The sequence below is a fragment of the Methylosinus sp. LW4 genome (assembly GCF_000379125.1).
Lineage (GTDB): Bacteria > Pseudomonadota > Alphaproteobacteria > Rhizobiales > Beijerinckiaceae > Methylosinus.
In genome coordinates this window covers 359,148-373,188 of sequence record NZ_KB900627.1, presented here as the reverse complement: position 1 = coordinate 373,188, position 14,041 = coordinate 359,148, and the positions used below count along the sequence as shown (strand labels likewise).

12 protein-coding genes are annotated in these 14,041 nt (G+C 64.6%); 8 read left to right on the top strand and 4 right to left on the bottom strand.

Annotated elements, in window-relative coordinates; all coding sequences use genetic code 11:
* Window positions 1-82 precede the first annotated feature (82 nt).
* The 5 genes from mbnA to METLW4_RS0121355 all read left to right on the top strand — a co-directional run bounded on the left by mbnA (window position 83) and on the right by METLW4_RS0121355 (window position 5,689).
* Window positions 83-178, top strand: coding sequence for a methanobactin (mbnA, locus tag METLW4_RS28040; RefSeq protein ID WP_157235562.1), 96 nt, complete (start codon window positions 83-85; stop codon window positions 176-178).
* Between the two features lie 84 nt (window positions 179-262).
* Window positions 263-1,093, top strand: a complete 831-nt coding sequence (gene mbnB, locus METLW4_RS0121370; RefSeq protein ID WP_018268275.1) for a methanobactin biosynthesis protein MbnB — start codon at window positions 263-265, stop codon at window positions 1,091-1,093.
* Window positions 1,065-1,655, top strand: a complete 591-nt coding sequence (gene mbnC / locus METLW4_RS0121365) for a methanobactin biosynthesis protein MbnC (protein WP_018268274.1) — start codon at window positions 1,065-1,067, stop codon at window positions 1,653-1,655. The genes mbnB and mbnC overlap by 29 nt, the downstream gene beginning before the upstream one ends.
* Window positions 1,652-2,956, top strand: a complete 1,305-nt coding sequence (gene mbnM, locus METLW4_RS0121360) for a hypothetical protein (RefSeq protein ID WP_018268273.1) — start codon at window positions 1,652-1,654, stop codon at window positions 2,954-2,956. The genes mbnC and mbnM overlap by 4 nt, the downstream gene beginning before the upstream one ends.
* A 483-nt stretch (window positions 2,957-3,439) precedes the next feature.
* Window positions 3,440-5,689: a hypothetical protein gene (locus METLW4_RS0121355; protein ID WP_018268272.1), complete on the top strand. Its 2,250-nt coding sequence runs from the start codon at window positions 3,440-3,442 to the stop codon at window positions 5,687-5,689.
* A 71-nt stretch (window positions 5,690-5,760) separates the two neighbouring features.
* On the opposite strand, the gene METLW4_RS0121350 is transcribed toward METLW4_RS0121355, so the two are convergent.
* Complete coding sequence (locus METLW4_RS0121350) at window positions 5,761-6,768, bottom strand: hypothetical protein (RefSeq protein ID WP_018268271.1); 1,008 nt, start codon at window positions 6,766-6,768, stop codon at window positions 5,761-5,763.
* Between the two features lie 19 nt (window positions 6,769-6,787).
* Window positions 6,788-8,824, bottom strand: a complete 2,037-nt coding sequence (locus tag METLW4_RS0121345; protein ID WP_018268270.1) for a hypothetical protein — start codon at window positions 8,822-8,824, stop codon at window positions 6,788-6,790.
* Window positions 8,825-9,002: 178 nt separating this feature from the next.
* Between METLW4_RS0121345 and METLW4_RS0121340 the strand changes: the two genes are divergently transcribed.
* The 3 genes from METLW4_RS0121340 (at window position 9,003) to METLW4_RS0121325 (ending at window position 11,926) form a co-directional block, all read left to right on the top strand.
* Window positions 9,003-9,323, top strand: coding sequence for a hypothetical protein (locus METLW4_RS0121340; RefSeq protein ID WP_157235560.1), 321 nt, complete (start codon window positions 9,003-9,005; stop codon window positions 9,321-9,323).
* Window positions 9,324-9,860: 537 nt separating this feature from the next.
* Window positions 9,861-10,580: a response regulator transcription factor gene (locus METLW4_RS0121330; RefSeq protein WP_018268267.1), complete on the top strand. Its 720-nt coding sequence runs from the start codon at window positions 9,861-9,863 to the stop codon at window positions 10,578-10,580.
* Entirely contained in the window at window positions 10,577-11,926 is a 1,350-nt protein-coding gene (locus tag METLW4_RS0121325) for an ATP-binding protein (RefSeq protein WP_018268266.1), read from the top strand. The genes METLW4_RS0121330 and METLW4_RS0121325 overlap by 4 nt, the downstream gene beginning before the upstream one ends.
* A 46-nt stretch (window positions 11,927-11,972) precedes the next feature.
* Here the strand turns inward: METLW4_RS0121325 and METLW4_RS0121320 are convergent, their stop codons facing one another.
* Together METLW4_RS0121320 and METLW4_RS28615 are read right to left on the bottom strand one after the other, a co-directional pair.
* Window positions 11,973-13,070, bottom strand: coding sequence for a GHMP family kinase ATP-binding protein (locus METLW4_RS0121320; RefSeq protein ID WP_018268265.1), 1,098 nt, complete (start codon window positions 13,068-13,070; stop codon window positions 11,973-11,975).
* Window positions 13,067-13,768: a glycosyltransferase family 4 protein gene (locus METLW4_RS28615; RefSeq protein WP_245258514.1), complete on the bottom strand. Its 702-nt coding sequence runs from the start codon at window positions 13,766-13,768 to the stop codon at window positions 13,067-13,069. Before METLW4_RS28615 ends, METLW4_RS0121320 begins: the two co-directional genes overlap by 4 nt.
* Window positions 13,769-14,041: the final 273 nt, after the last annotated feature.

Below are 14,041 nucleotides of genomic sequence, written 5' to 3'. Positions count from 1 at the left end.
CTGGGGCGTTGCGGAAGAGCGAGTCGTCACGTCGCCGGTTGCGACGGCGTGGCGACAGATCAAACGCCGAATGGAGAAAGCAATGACCATCAAAGTCGTCAAGAAGGAAATCCTCCCCGTGATCGGCCGCGTTCAGGCCATGTGCGCGTGCAACCCGCCGTGGTGCGGCACCTGCTGATTTTATTCGGCAGCGCCGTCCCCGGTTCATACGGCCGGGGACGGCTTTCCAGCTTCCATGCGGACATCGTCGAAAGCTTTCCAGATGCAAATCGGATTCAACTTCACCTTGAACGGCACGCTGGACATGGTTCGGCGCATGCTCAGAGAGCGGCAAATCGACTATTGCGAGCTGCTCATCGACAATTTCTTGAATGTTCCGGTCAAAGAGCTGGCGGACGCGTTCGAGTGTCCGGTCGGGTTCCATATCATGCTGTCGAAGTTTCTCGAGAATGACAGAGAGACGCTCGAGAAGCTCGCCAAGCAGATCCGTATTCTCATCGATGCGCTTCAGCCGGCATACGTGTCCGACCATCTGCTGCGCTTTGCGCCGAACGGACGGAATCTCTTCTATCTCGGCGAAATCGATTACGCCCAATACGCCCCCGTTCGGAATCGCGTGGAGCAATGGCAGGATATGCTCGGCGTCCAGCTCCATCTCGAAAACTATCCATCCATCATGGACGGCGGATGGGAGCAGCCCGAGTTTTTTCGAAGGCTCTGCCGAGAAACTGGAGCGGGGATCCTCTTCGACGCCTCCAATGCGGTGGTCGCCCGACACAATTGCGGCGCGCCGCTGGACGCTTGGAACGATGTCATCTCGTCGACGCGACATTTTCATGTCGCGGGATATGGGCCTTCGTTTCTGGACCCGCGAGTCATCGTCGATTCGCATGATAGGGAAATGGCGCCGGACACGTTGGAGTTCCTTCGCTCCATGCGCGCGGCATTCGACAAGCCGGGCTCGACGATCACATATGAGCGCGATTTCGAGATCGAATATGACTCGATCGCGATCGATCTCGAACGTTTGCGCGAGATATTCCCCCACGCCGAGGACACGACCAATGAGTCTCTTGTCGCCTGCGCCGGCTAGAATCGACGCCGATCTCTATCAAGACATGATGAACCCTTCCCGGCTCGACGCGTTCGCGCGAGAGTCACGAAGTCATGTTCGTCTCGACATCAGCTATCGGGCCTATTGGCATGTGCTGTTCGACGCCGTTCCGCAATTGTTGGAGCTTTCGGGCCCTGACGGGCGCGCGATTTTCCTGCCGTTCATGCAATGGGCGCAGGAGAAGAACCTCACATTCGATTGGGCCTATCATATTTGGGCCGCGGAATGGCTGCTGCAATCGGAGTTTCGTGAACGCGTGGGAGCAGACCTCGCTCTGAAGCTCATGGCCGCGGCCGCGTCGCGGTGGTCGGGACGCGACCGTGATCTCGATTATTGCGGGATCGTCATCGCGAGCCGTCTGATCGGACCGACGAAGGCTGTCGCCGGCTGGAAGCTCAGCAGCATAGAGACGCGCTTCATCGAAGTCGAACAGGTCGAGTTCGAATGCGAGCTTCCGGCGCCCGAAGACAATTTTGGATGTTTTCGGACGCCGGGCTACGAGCTCGATCATTTCCCGGGATGGCGGCCCATACCTCTATGATCGAGAGCGACAAGGGCTTTTGGCGAGGCTATTGGCCCCTGCTTCTCGTGATCGTGGCGGGGCAGCTCGCACAGCAAGCCGATGTGATAATGGTCGGCCATTTGGGCGGCGGCGCGCCGGGCGCTTATGCGATGACGACACGTCTGGTCGTCGTCGATGTGATCTTGCTGAGCGCGCTGGGCGCCGTCGCTTCGACCGCGATCGGCGAGGCGCGGCGAAGCGGCGCAAGTCCGCGCGTCATCGGCGCGATCCTATGGCTCTCGCTGTTTGCAGGCCTGTGCTGCGCGGCGTTCGGCTCGGCGAGCTATCCCCGATTTGCGAGGCTGCTCGTCGATGACGATGCGATCGCTGGACTGATCTGCGACGGAGTACTCTGGTATTCGTTCGCCGCGCCGTTCCGCTTCGTCAGCAGCACTTCGGCCTTCATGCTCCATGCGCTCGACCAAGGCTCTGGCGTCGTGAAATGGAAGCTGTGGGAGTTCGCCGCCAAAGCCATCGGCAATTTTTTGGCCATGGAGATTTTCGGACTGGGGTTTTCCAGCTGCTTCCAGATAGGGGCCGTCATCTGCGTCGGCTCGTCGATCTGGGGAGTTTGGGCTCTATCGCGGCATGGCGTCGATTGGCGTACCTTGCCGGGCGCCTCATGGGCGCGTCGCTTCGGCAAAGCGGCGCTCTGGGAGTCCGAGCGGGGCGTCGCCATGCATCTCGCTATGCTCGCATGCCTCGCCATGTTCGCGGCGCCCGGACTCGGCAATTATCACGTCGGGAGGCTGAATTGCTTCGCCGCGGGTCAGACATTGATGTTGATCGTTTTCACGCCGCTCGTCACTTTGATGCGCTTTCTCGCATTTCGCCTTGCAGGGCTCACTGACGAACGCCTCATAGATTCGATCAGAACGATCTCGCTGAAGGGCGCTCCCTTCGCCGTGGGCGTTGCGATCTTGCTCATGGCCGGAGCCGACGCGCTTGGGCGATTATATGGTCAGCATGGTCCTTGGTGGACGACCTTGGTCGAAATTCTGGCTGCATCGATACCGCTGCGCTACATGACGTCGATCCTCAGAGCCGTCTTGCAGGCTCGAGGGTCGTTCGGGGCGGTGGCGAAAACGGATAGCTCAGTGTTTTGGTTCGTCGCCTTGCCGCTCGTCGCGCTCGGACTTTATATCGATTCGCCTTTCGTCGCCTATTTGTCGCTGATCGTCCCGGAAGGTCTCAGCGCATTGCGCTTTTGGAAGCAGGCGCCTCTCGTCTCGCGGGCCGCGCGGCCGCGGTCCAGCGCCGAAACATCGACGGCGATCTGACGCCGCGTATCGGGTCGCATGGGCTCGCAATACGGCGAAATGGCCGCACGCTTGTCCTTCCAGAGGCGCGTTCCGCGAAATTCACACACCTCTACCCGCCGTCGATCTGGCCGGCGCGCATCTCACGATGCGCTCGGCGCGGCCCACGCTCGGCTGCCGGCTCGCCTCGCCATCGCTCGCTCGGCAGCGGCTGGTTTCATCCGCTCCTCGCGTCCCTGGAGTTGTCGCGCGTCGCCCCCGCGCATCGCTATCCGAGTATGTGATCGGCGGTCTTGCGCTCCGGCTGCTCATGGGCGATCCGCTGTCGGCCATGCTGCTCGGACATCGACGAGCGGCGACGCCGCGCCCAGGACCATCCCGCGCGCCCGAAATGGGCGCGGAAACAGCGTCGAACGACGAGGGCGCGCCGGCGCGTTCAAGCATTCCCGGCTCTATGCTAAGTTTGGCTTCGATGCAGATGCGGAGCGCGCGAGGGAGCCGGGCATGGCCGACGTCAATTCGATTCGACCGGACGCCGTCGTCGAGGCGGCGCCTGAGCCAGATGAAACCGCGCTCGCGACGGAAGAGCGGCAGAAGCCGCTGCTCCGTGCGTTCGCGCGCATTCGCCCGCTTTTCGCCGCTCCGCCGTCGATCGACATAGGCCGCGTCGCCGCCATCGTCGTCGTTCCAGTATTCTGCTGGGTGTTCTTCACCACATCGAGCGGCATGATCGACATCATGCGCCGCGAGTCGAGCGACCTCGTCGGCGTCGTCGGCGCGATCATCGGCACATCGGCCATACTCGTCATGCTGGCCGCGACGAGCTGGTCGCTCGGCGCCGATCTCGGCGCGCTGATCGCGCGGCGGCAGATCTTCGGCGAGCGAATGCTCGTCAAGACGAGCGTCACGGCGATCGTCTATCTCTTCGTCTTCTCCATCTCGGCCTTCTTCTCCTTCACCTACTACTACACGAACATATTCCGGCTCTCGTCGAAGAAGATGGTGGCCGAGCTGCAGCCCATGGCGCTCGCCGCCGACGTGCTGCTGCCGGCCGCCGAGGCCGCGGCGGCCGATTACGACGCTGAGACGGCGCGCCTCAATGCGACGGCGGGCATGCGCGCCTATCAGGATTCGCTCGAGGCTGCGCTGCAGGCGGCCAATGACGCTGCGGCGCGCCTGCGCGACGGGCTGGAGAAAGGTCGCGAGGAGCGCCGGCGCGCGGCCTCCGAGCTCGCCCGCAAGCGCGCCTCCGAGATCGAGGAGGCGCAGGCGGCGGCGCGGCAATTGGCGGAGACGCGCGAAAGGCTCGCTGCGCTCGAGCATGCCGCCGCCGACCTCGAGCCGATCATCCGCGCCAAGCAGGACGAGATCGTCGCGCTCACCTCGACGGCGCGCCAGGAGGACCAGCTCGCCGTCGACGCGTCGAAGGGCCTCGACGGGCTCGGCGCCGCCTGCGGCGCAAATTGCGAGTCGCATCGCGGCAAGGCCAATGCGGCGCGCAAGCGCATTCAGACGATACAGGACACGCTCGCGGCGCCGACCGGTCGTCGCGACGAGGCGATCCGGCAGCGCGACATGCTCGCGGCGCAGATCGTCACGCTGCGGCAGAAGGCGGAGAGCGCGCCCTCCGCGCACGCCGCCGCCGCTGTGGCGGGGGAGGAGCCCGCCGATATCGCGAGCGCCGCGCGCCGCCTCGCCCTCGCGCGCGATCTCATTCGCGCCGATCCGAGCTGGGCGCGGATTCGCGAGGCCAAGCCGGCCTGCGAGGCGATCGTCGAGGCCATGCGGGCCGCGGGCGTCAAGCACGGCGGCGTCGCCGCCGAATTCGATTGCGAGCCCGCGAGCGTCGAGACGCGCGACCGGCTCACGACGCGGGACGAGACGATCGCCGGCCGCGCCACATTCGAGCGCAAATGCTCGCTCGACGGCGAGATTCGCGGCGAGATGAGCGCCATCGCCACGCGCATCCGCAACGCGGCCGACGCCGACACGGCCTCCGCCGCCGGCGGCTTCGAGGACGCCAAGAAGATCGTCGACGATTGCATCGTGATGGCCAAGGCGGCCGGTCTCACGGAAGCGGAGGTACGAAGCTATCTCGAGCGCAGCGACATCTTCCTGCGCACGCACAGCATGCAGCGCAATCGCTTCGAGCTGGCGCGCGAGGCCTTCGTCGGCCTCACGCCGGACGCGACCATGGCGATCGGCGTGGCCGTGGCGCAGGACGCCTTCATGTTCGTGATGAAGCTGCTGTCGGAAATCTTCAAGGCGCGCGATTCGCAGTCGCGCGCGCCGGCGCCGGCTCTGCCCGCGCTCGATGTCGCGGACAGCGACGGCGAGGCCGCGGATCTACGCCTGATGAAGGCGCTGCTGCGGCTCTCGCGGCCGCGCCCGGGCGGCCGCAGCGCCTTCGACGCGGCCGAGATCGCCGATCTGCCGATCGACGTGCGCAGCAATATCGTCGGCCTGCTGAACCGGCTGGTGCGGGAGGGAGTGGCGAGCCTCGACCGCAAGGGCGTCTACCTGCTCGATAATCGCACGCTGGCCGAGGTGGAGGCGAAGCTCTCGCTCGCGCTGAAGCGCGCGTCGCGCGGCTCCGTCGCGGCGGAGGTCGCCGCGCTCACCGCCGAGCTCGGCGCCGGGGACGGATCGGCGCGTGGCTACTGGCGCCGCCGGCGCAGCGCGCTCGACCGCTATCTGACGCTGCGCGCCGCCTCGTCCGTCGATGCCGAGAGCGAGGAAGCGGCCGCCGAATAGACGCTTCTGCCCCGAGCGAAACTCTCGCCGCGCGTCTCCTTCGAGGCGTTTTGCGCGCCGCAAAAAGCGCATCAGGACGAGGGGGTTGAATTTCGTATCGAAGGCGAACGTCCGGCGAGCGTCGATGCGTCGATCTGCGCGAAGGAGAACATGAAGGCGTTCTCGAGATCCAAGGCCGCGTAGAGAAACGGATCAGCGGTCAGAAAGGGCCGCCAGAATTCGTTGAAGCCGCGTCTTCCGTCCACGCCGGCGCGGCGGAAGCGCTGGTCGCCGCGAATGTGCGGATCGATGTTCGGGTTCTGAAAGCCCTTCACGAATCCATGGGCCGAGAACACGGTGAAGCGCACCGCCGTGCGCCCGGAGGCCTCCAGCGCGCGCAGGCCGTCGCTCCATGACGAGGCGCGCAGCGCGCCACGCAGCACATGGAGCGCTACGGCGGGATCGCAGGCGTAGGTGAAGGCGCTGGGGCCGAGCCGGACGAACAGCCGCTCATAATGCGAGAAGGCGACGACGACGCGTTTGGCGCGGCAATCGGCGGCGAAGGCCAGCCGCTCGACGAGGCGGGCGAGATTGCCGACCCAGCCGCTGTCCTCGAAGCGCGTCATCGGCAGCACGAGGATGATGGCGTCCGCCTCGGCGAGCCTCTTGACGAAATCGTCTCGCAGCTCGCGCGGAGCCTCTGGCGGCGCCGTTTCGTCGGCGATGGAGGCGGCGCCCGCCGCGTCGATGATCCTGACCAGAGCCGGCATTCGCTCGGCGAGCGGCGGCGACGCCTCGCCGTTCAGCGTCATGCGGAAGAAATATTCGTGCAGGCGCGTCGCGTCGGTCGGCGCGCCGCCTTCGGCGAAATCGCGACGCAGCCGCTGATACTCGTCGGCGCCGGCATCGAGAATATCGAGCCGCGACGCTTCGGAATCGAGCCCGTGGAAGGCGGCGCGCGTGATGGACTGCGCCGCTGGCCGCAGTTCGGCCGGATAGCCATGGGCGTTCTGCACGATGCAGTCGGTGAAGGTCGCGAGCGCGGCGGATTTGCCGCCGCCGCGCGGTCCGACCAGGCATAATGTGAGCTTCTGCGTCATAGGCTCGATTCCGACTGTTTCAGCCTCCCGGCCCCCTGGCGCCGCCGAAACGCAGGAAATTCCGCATTGTGGCGAGGATGCCGTCGGATTTCGGCGCCGCCGCGACGGCGCGCGGCTCCGTCTCGATCGGAGCCGCGCGCTCCAGGTCGAGCCGGCGCCGATAGGCGTCGGCCTCGTCGACGACCACTGCGAGGCGTTGCGCCTCGGCCAATTGCGTCCATTCGCCGGCGCGGCGGCGAATGACATAGTCGCGCAGTCGGCGCGCCTCCTCGTCGAGTTGCAGATCGTCGCAATAGATCGCCGCTCGCTCCACCATCGCCTCGTCGCGCAGCAGCAAGGCGATCTCGTCGACGCGCTCCAGATCGCGCGCGTCGTCGAGCTCGATGCGCGTCTCCATGGCGTGAGCGGCGACAGCGGGATGCGCGAGCAACAATTCGAGAAGGCGGCTCTGCGCCGCCGCGCCGACCGCCGCCGCCATCAGGCCGCTCGCGCGGCACAAAGCGAGGAAACGCGGCGGCAACGCCCGCGCGCCGCCGCAATAGGCGCGGAAGCCGGCTTCGTCGCTCGCCCGCGCGAGCCGCGGAGCGCGCACGCAGGCCTCCATCAGCGACGGATCGGCCCGATAGGCGTCATAGCCGCCGAGGCGCGAGACGGTCGCCCGCCCTTCCGCGTCGGCCTCGGCGCAGAGACGGGCGAAGGCCGCCATCGCGATCGGCTCAAGCATGTCCCATTGCCGCGCGGCGTGGAGCCGGCCTGGATAGGCGGCCGCGGCGAGCGCGGCGTTCATGCCGGAGACGAAACCCTCGCGACGGCCCTCGGCGTTGGTCCTTCGCTCGGACGGCGCGCGGGCGAGGCCGGCGTCTTGCTCTCGATCCGCGGCGAGGCGCAGGATCTCGTCCAGGAGGCGGTCCTCCTCCGCCACCCGTCGCGGCCGCGGCCCGTCGCTCTCGACGCGGAACAGGCGCGCGAAGGCGGCGCCGCCGGGATCGTCTGGAACGACGCCCAGATCGCAGGCGTCGGCGGCGGCGCCGACGATTCCGATGTCGTCGCCGAGCGAGGCGCCGAAGAAGTGCAGATCGAGCACCAGGCCCCTTTCGCCGTCTTCCGCCCATCGCGTCGCCGACACGCCGTCGAAGGCGGCGCCGTCGCCGGCGGCGAGAATGCTCGCGAGATTGTGGACGACGATGCTCTGGTCGGATTCCACCGCCTCGGGACGCTCATCCGCGGCGCCCACCGCGCGGCGAATGTCGGCGAAATCGAGCGGCTCTATTATGGGCTCGCCCGCGGCGCGCTGCTCGTGCGCCCATTCCCGCAAACGTTGTCGCTGATGCATCGCCAGCACGACGCTGGTGCGTGCGAGCAGCGAGACGTCGCGGTCGAAGGCGCCCGGACAGCGCAGGCGCAAGGCGGGGCAGGGCGCCCCGTTCTCGCGCAGCCAATTCTCCATTATGGCGAAAGGCGCCTTCAGCGCCGGCGCGCCGCGGACGGTCTGCTGCTCCAGCGCCTCGAGCACGATGCGGCTCTGTTGCGCGGGAAAGACGCGCTGCGCGGCCCAGAGCTGCAGCAGAGCGGCGACGCCGTCGCGCCGCTCGACGTGACGGCGCTCACGGAGCGCCCAGACGAGCCGCGCGCCGGAGCGGGCGATCGGCCCGCGGGTGGCGCGCTCGACGTCGCCGCGCGCCGGAGCCGAGACGGCGCGGAAGGACGCCGGCTCGTCGCCCGCCGTCTCCGGCGCGTCGATGAGCAGCAGACGCATCTCGCCGCCGGCGAAGGGGGCGTCGGCGCCCCGCAGCGCGACGCGCAGCTCCGCGCCGTCCGGCGCGCGCAGGCTGACATGCGAATGATCTGGCGGCAGCTCGAGCACGCAATAACCGCCGCGAAGCCGCCGCGCGTCGAGCCGGTCGAGCAGCGTCGCGCCGGCGAATTCGGGATCGGGCGCCGAAAGAACGATTATATCCGGCCGCAGGGTCGGCGCGCCGCTCTCCTCGTCATCGCAAAAGAGAATGGCGAAGCCGCGTCGTCCATCCCAGAATGCGTCAAGTCGATCTCGCCACATGCGACCGCGCCCATTTCTCGTGAGACCGGCGGCAAGATAGCGGCTAAAGCGCGAGGCGCAAATCACCGGTCGTGTCGCCGCAGGGTCGGACAAAAAAGCCGTTGTCGACGTCGCGACACTTTTCTAAGCTGCCCGCCGGGGCGGCGTCGCGTCCCGAATTTCGCGCCAGAGGGCAAAAATGATTGGTGTTCGTATCGGTATGCGCGGCTTGGCCGCGCTCGGCCTCCTATGTCTTCTTTCTTCGAGCGGCATAGCCGACACGCCTTCCGGCGCCGCGAAAATCGTCATCCTGAAGTGCTCTGTGCCCGGCGAGACTATTCATCTGGAGGCGTGCGACAAGAGCGCCGGAGTGGAGACGAAATGTCCCGCGCTCCGAAGCTCCTGCGCCGAAGCCGTGGCGTTGTTCCAATCGGCGCCCGACAATCTGAGGCTCTTGTTCGTGTCCCCGGCGGCCGTCGGCGGATTTTGGTACACGCTGGGCGCGAAGAAATTCGATTAGCGCGTATTCGGCGCTCGTGCGACGCCGCCGCGACGCTCCGGGGCGAACGACCGCGTCCCCGGCGGCGGCGCGACGGGCCGCGCGAATTTTGCCGCCTCGTGCATCGCACGAGGAAGGGGCGATTCGCGCTGAGCAAATTTAGAGCCGCTGCGCGCGAAATTTGGAGCGCGGCGCTGGCCGCCCGATCCTCATGAAATGTCCACCCCCTTTCCCAGCCATTACCAATATTTTTGTGACGTCGTTCCAGAGGTCTTCTTTGGGCTTTTCCGGCATGCGTCCGACCCGACGATTGGCCGACATCGAAGCGCCTTCTACATTGAAGCCGACGTGGCCTCTCCGCACGTCGCTGCGACTCTCGTCATCGGCGACGTAAGAAGCCGAGCAGCCGCAGGTCTCAATCAAGCGAACGTCATTTTTATATCTTAAAGCAATGTGTCATAATCGACACATGCTGGAGCATTGCCGTTCGATGAAATAGCGCCTATCCCGATGCGGCGGCTCCTCGAGGACGCATGATTCCAGGAGTGCAATGAACCGTTGAACAAAAGCCACATACTCATCGTCGAAGACGACCTCGACATACGCGATCTGCTGAAAGCCTTTCTCGAAGAGAAGGGCTTCGTCGCCTCGGTGTGCGACAGTGCGGAGAAAGCAAAACCAATTCTGTCGGGCGGCGATGTGGATCTCGTGCTCCTCGACGTCATGCTTCCCGGCATGGATGGATTTGAGCTCTGCCGTAGTCTGAGGTCGACGGAGGGGCCGCGCATCATTATGCTGACTGCGCTCAACGAGCCGGTGGACAAAGTCGTCGGCTTGGAGCTCGGGGCTGACGATTATGTCAGCAAGCCCTTCGATCTTCGCGAGCTGCTCGCACGAATTCGCGCCGTGCTCCGGCGACCTTCGTTGAGCGCCGAAGGGCCTCGCGCTGTGGGCGCGGAATTCGTTCTGCGCTTTTCGGGCTTCGCTTTCTATCCGCAGCGGCGTTTTCTGCGCTCTCCCGCAGGATTGCGCGTGCCTCTGACCGGCGCCGAAGCCGATCTGCTGCTGGTTTTCTGCAAGAACGCGTCCCGCGTCCTTTCACGAGAAGAGCTGATCAATCTTTCGCGTGGCGAGGGTTTCGCCATAGCGCCGCGATCCGTCGATCTTCTTGTAAGTCGCCTGAGGCGCAAGCTGGCGCATGATGATTCGGTCGTCGAGGTCATCCGCACCATTCGCACGGACGGCTACGCCTTTCAGCCCGAGGTTTCGATCGAATGATGCGGCGCTTCTTTGCGACGACGCTCGGCCAGATCGCTTCCATCATCGCCTTGTCCTCGGCGACGACCATCCTTCTCTTTATCCTTCTGCTCTCGATCTTCGATCCGACGCCGCCGCCGCCGCCATGGCCATGGCCGACCGCTTATCGCATCGCCACTTTCGTCGAGACGATGCGCAGCGCGCCGGACGATGCGCGCGCCGCTATCGCCGCAGGCGCCCGACGAAGCGACTTCTCCATCGAGATGACGCAAACGCCGCGGCCCTGCGATGGCCTCGGCCAAGACGCGCAGAAGCTTCGATCGGCTCTGCAATCGAAATTCGGCGACGTCATGGGGACATTCACGGTTCGATCCTGCGGCTCCGACGTTCCGGCGACAGATATTCAAGTTTTGCTGCCGTTGGAGGGGAGAATGCTCGAGGTTCTGACCGGCGATCCGAAAGCCGACCAGTTTTTTAAATTGACCCTTCCGCTCATGAGCGCCCTCTCATTCCTCTGCGTGGCCGTGGCGGCAATGTCCGGCTGGGCGGTGTGGCGAGTAACCGGCCCCTTGCGTCGACTGGCGCACAAGGCGGACGCTTTCGGTCGCGACATCGTCATGGAGTCGATCGACGAAGAAGGGCCGATCGAGATAAGACGTGTGGCGCGGGCGTTCAATCTCATGCAGGAGCGCATCACGCGGTCGCTACGCGAACGCACGCGCGTGCTCGCGGCGGTGAGCCACGACCTCAGGACACCGCTCACGCGCATGCGCCTGCAGCTTCAAGCGGGACAGGCGGAGAACGTCACAGCCAAGCTTCTGCGTGACATCGATTTGATGCATTCGATGGTGACATCCGCCGTCTCGTTTCTCAGCGGCGCCTTCCACGAGGAAGAAAAGGAATGGCTCGATCTGGGCGCGCTCCTTTCGACTCTATGCGACGAATTCGAAGAGACCGGAGCGAATATTCAATATGAAGGCCGCGAAGGAATTCCCTTCTTTTGTCGGCCGAATGCGATCCACCGCGCCGTGACCAATTTGATCGACAACGGCCTTCATTTCGGCGGCCGGGTCATTGTTTCCGCATCGGTCGAGAGCGACCGCGTCGTCATCGATGTCGCCGACGACGGCCCCGGCGTGCCCATGCATCGTATCGAGGATGTTCTCCAACCTTTCGTTCGACTCGACGCCTCGCGCTCGTCCCGATCGGGAAGCGTGGGCCTCGGGCTCTCTATCGTCAAAGAAATTGTCGAAGCTCATCAAGGGCAGATCGAGCTGCGCCAACGCGAGCCGAATGGCCTCATCGCCCGGATCGCCTTCCCATCTAGCGCCTTTGCGCCGCCAGCAGACGCGCGCGGCGCGCGTTAGAAGCTCGAAAGCATGAAACGCTATTAGCCGCCGAGCTTGCCCCGCTTCAGGGGCGTGTCCAGACTTCCACTCCTTCGCCAGTCAGTCGCACCGGCGTCGCCTCCCCGCCCGCGGCGTTCAGGGCGTGCATGACGGCCGTTTTGCTCTCGGGTTCCGTCATGAACATGAGGAAGCCGCCGCCGCCCGCTCCCGACACCTTGCAGGCGAAGGCGCCGGCCGCGAGCCCGACTTGCAAGAGCCGCTCGACACGATCATTGGAAATGGTCGCCGCCGTGCTCTTCTTGAAGCGCCAAGACCGATTCAACATATCTCCGAAAGCGAACAAATCTCCGGCGAGCAGCGCGGCCTTCATCTCGTAAGCCGCCGCCTTCATAGCCATCATCGCTGCGATGACGTCCTCGTCATTCGAGTTCAACCGGTTGATCTGCGCTTGGATGATCGTGTCCGATTCGCGAGACAGCCCGGTGAAGCAAATGACGAGCGCCGCTTCGAGCTCGAGCAGAATATTCCTGTGAACGCGGAGCGGATTGACGATCACACGATCTTGCGAGAAAAACTCGACGAAATTGACGCCGCCGAACGCCGCCGAATACTGATCCTGCTTGCCGCCCGCCAGTCGAAGCTGCCGACGCTCGATCTCGAAGGCCAGATGCGCCAGCTCATACAATCCGAAAGGCGCATCGGCATATTCCCGCATCGCTTCGCAAATGGCGACAACGAGGGCCGACGACGTTCCCAACCCCGATCCCGCGAGCGCATCAGTCGTCGTCACGATCGTGACGCCGCGAGATCGTGACAGGAAGCCGTCCTGCAGAAACCGATTATATACGCCTCGATGCAGCCGTAGCTTGCCGGAGCAATCGATCGGCTCCCCGAATGCGTGGGTCTCGACAACGCCTCTATCACGAGCGTCCAGCACCAGCTTCATATCGTCGCGCGCGCTCAAATAGCAATATGCGTAACGATCGATGGTGCAATTCAACACTGCGCCGCCGTGCAGGTCGCAAAAAGGCGAAAGGTCGGTGCCGCCGCCGCCAAAGCCCAGGCGCAAGGGCGCCCGGGAGCGAATCGTCGCGCCCGCTGCGAGACCGCCAACTCGCGTTCCGCGTGGAACGGCGTCCGCGCCGAGGCTGAACGACTTCATGGCCGACGTCCGTTCTCTAGAAGCGATTCGACCAACGCCTCGAGGTTGCGGCGATAGACAGCTTGTGAAAAATGAGCATCGAAATAGGCTCTCACGCCGCTCGTTCGCCGCTGCGCTTCCGTCCGACGAGGCTCGCGAGCTTTTCGATTCAGCGCGCGCGCGAACGATTCTGGATCATCGGCGATCGTCACGTCTCGTAGAGCCAACGCGTCGTCTTGCATGCCACGCAGAGCGGCGGATGTCGCAATCAACGGCAAGCCGCTCGCCATCGCCTCCAGCGTCTTGATCGAAAGGCCAAAGCCATTGACCATCGGAAGCAAGACGAGTCGCGCATTCTCATATACGCGCCGCACATCATCCACTCGTCCGACGAACCAATCACGATAGCGCCTATATTCCTCCGGCGCCGCCGAGCGCACTCCAGCATCTATGTTGCCGACGATCTTGATATCGATGTCCGGCGCCTTCGGCGCGACTTCCCGAAGGAACCACACGACGCTTTCGACATTGGCCGTGTTGTTGCTCGCCACGACGACTATGTCGTCGCCGCCTGGCCCGCGAGGCGCCTCCGGCCCCGCCGGATAGAGCAAAGCATGACGCTTCTCGGGCAAAAGTTCTGAAAATACCTCATGCTCCTCGATGTTCACATGCAAGAGCAGATCGGCTCCTCGCATGCTCTCAAGCTCGACCGCGAGCATCGCCTCGTAGCTCGCATGCGGGCGCAGCCACGGAATCTTCTGGTTCATGAGCATGAACTGACGGGCTTGCAGATCATGGCTGTCTAGAAGGATAGGCGAGCCGCCTCTCGCGAGACGTTCGGCGACGGGCATCAGAAAGAAATGATTGCAGTGAACCATGTCGAAGGACAGGCTGTCGAGCCTCTCCGAAAGCCGTGATCGCTCGGCGAGAGCCTTGCGAATAATCGCTTGATTGCCGTGCGCATAGGGCCAAACGGCGTTACGAAGAAAGCT

Excerpts from the sequence above, each read along its gene's own strand:
- METLW4_RS0121320 (WP_018268265.1), bottom strand. The coding sequence starts at position 13,070 with ATGAAGTCGTTCAGCCTCGGCGCGGACGCCGTTCCACGCGGAACGCGA.
- METLW4_RS0121350 (WP_018268271.1), bottom strand. The coding sequence starts at position 6,768 with ATGACGCAGAAGCTCACATTATGCCTGGTCGGACCGCGCGGCGGCGGC.
- METLW4_RS0121345 (WP_018268270.1), bottom strand. The coding sequence starts at position 8,824 with ATGTGGCGAGATCGACTTGACGCATTCTGGGATGGACGACGCGGCTTC.
- METLW4_RS0121355 (WP_018268272.1), top strand. The coding sequence starts at position 3,440 with ATGGCCGACGTCAATTCGATTCGACCGGACGCCGTCGTCGAGGCGGCG.
- mbnB (WP_018268275.1), top strand. The coding sequence starts at position 263 with ATGCAAATCGGATTCAACTTCACCTTGAACGGCACGCTGGACATGGTT.
- METLW4_RS0121340 (WP_157235560.1), top strand. The coding sequence starts at position 9,003 with ATGATTGGTGTTCGTATCGGTATGCGCGGCTTGGCCGCGCTCGGCCTC.
- METLW4_RS28615 (WP_245258514.1), bottom strand. The coding sequence starts at position 13,768 with ATGCTCGCGGTCGAGCTTGAGAGCATGCGAGGAGCCGATCTGCTCTTG.
- mbnA (WP_157235562.1), top strand. The coding sequence starts at position 83 with ATGACCATCAAAGTCGTCAAGAAGGAAATCCTCCCCGTGATCGGCCGC.
- METLW4_RS0121325 (WP_018268266.1), top strand. The coding sequence starts at position 10,577 with ATGATGCGGCGCTTCTTTGCGACGACGCTCGGCCAGATCGCTTCCATC.
- mbnC (WP_018268274.1), top strand. The coding sequence starts at position 1,065 with ATGAGTCTCTTGTCGCCTGCGCCGGCTAGAATCGACGCCGATCTCTAT.
- mbnM (WP_018268273.1), top strand. The coding sequence starts at position 1,652 with ATGATCGAGAGCGACAAGGGCTTTTGGCGAGGCTATTGGCCCCTGCTT.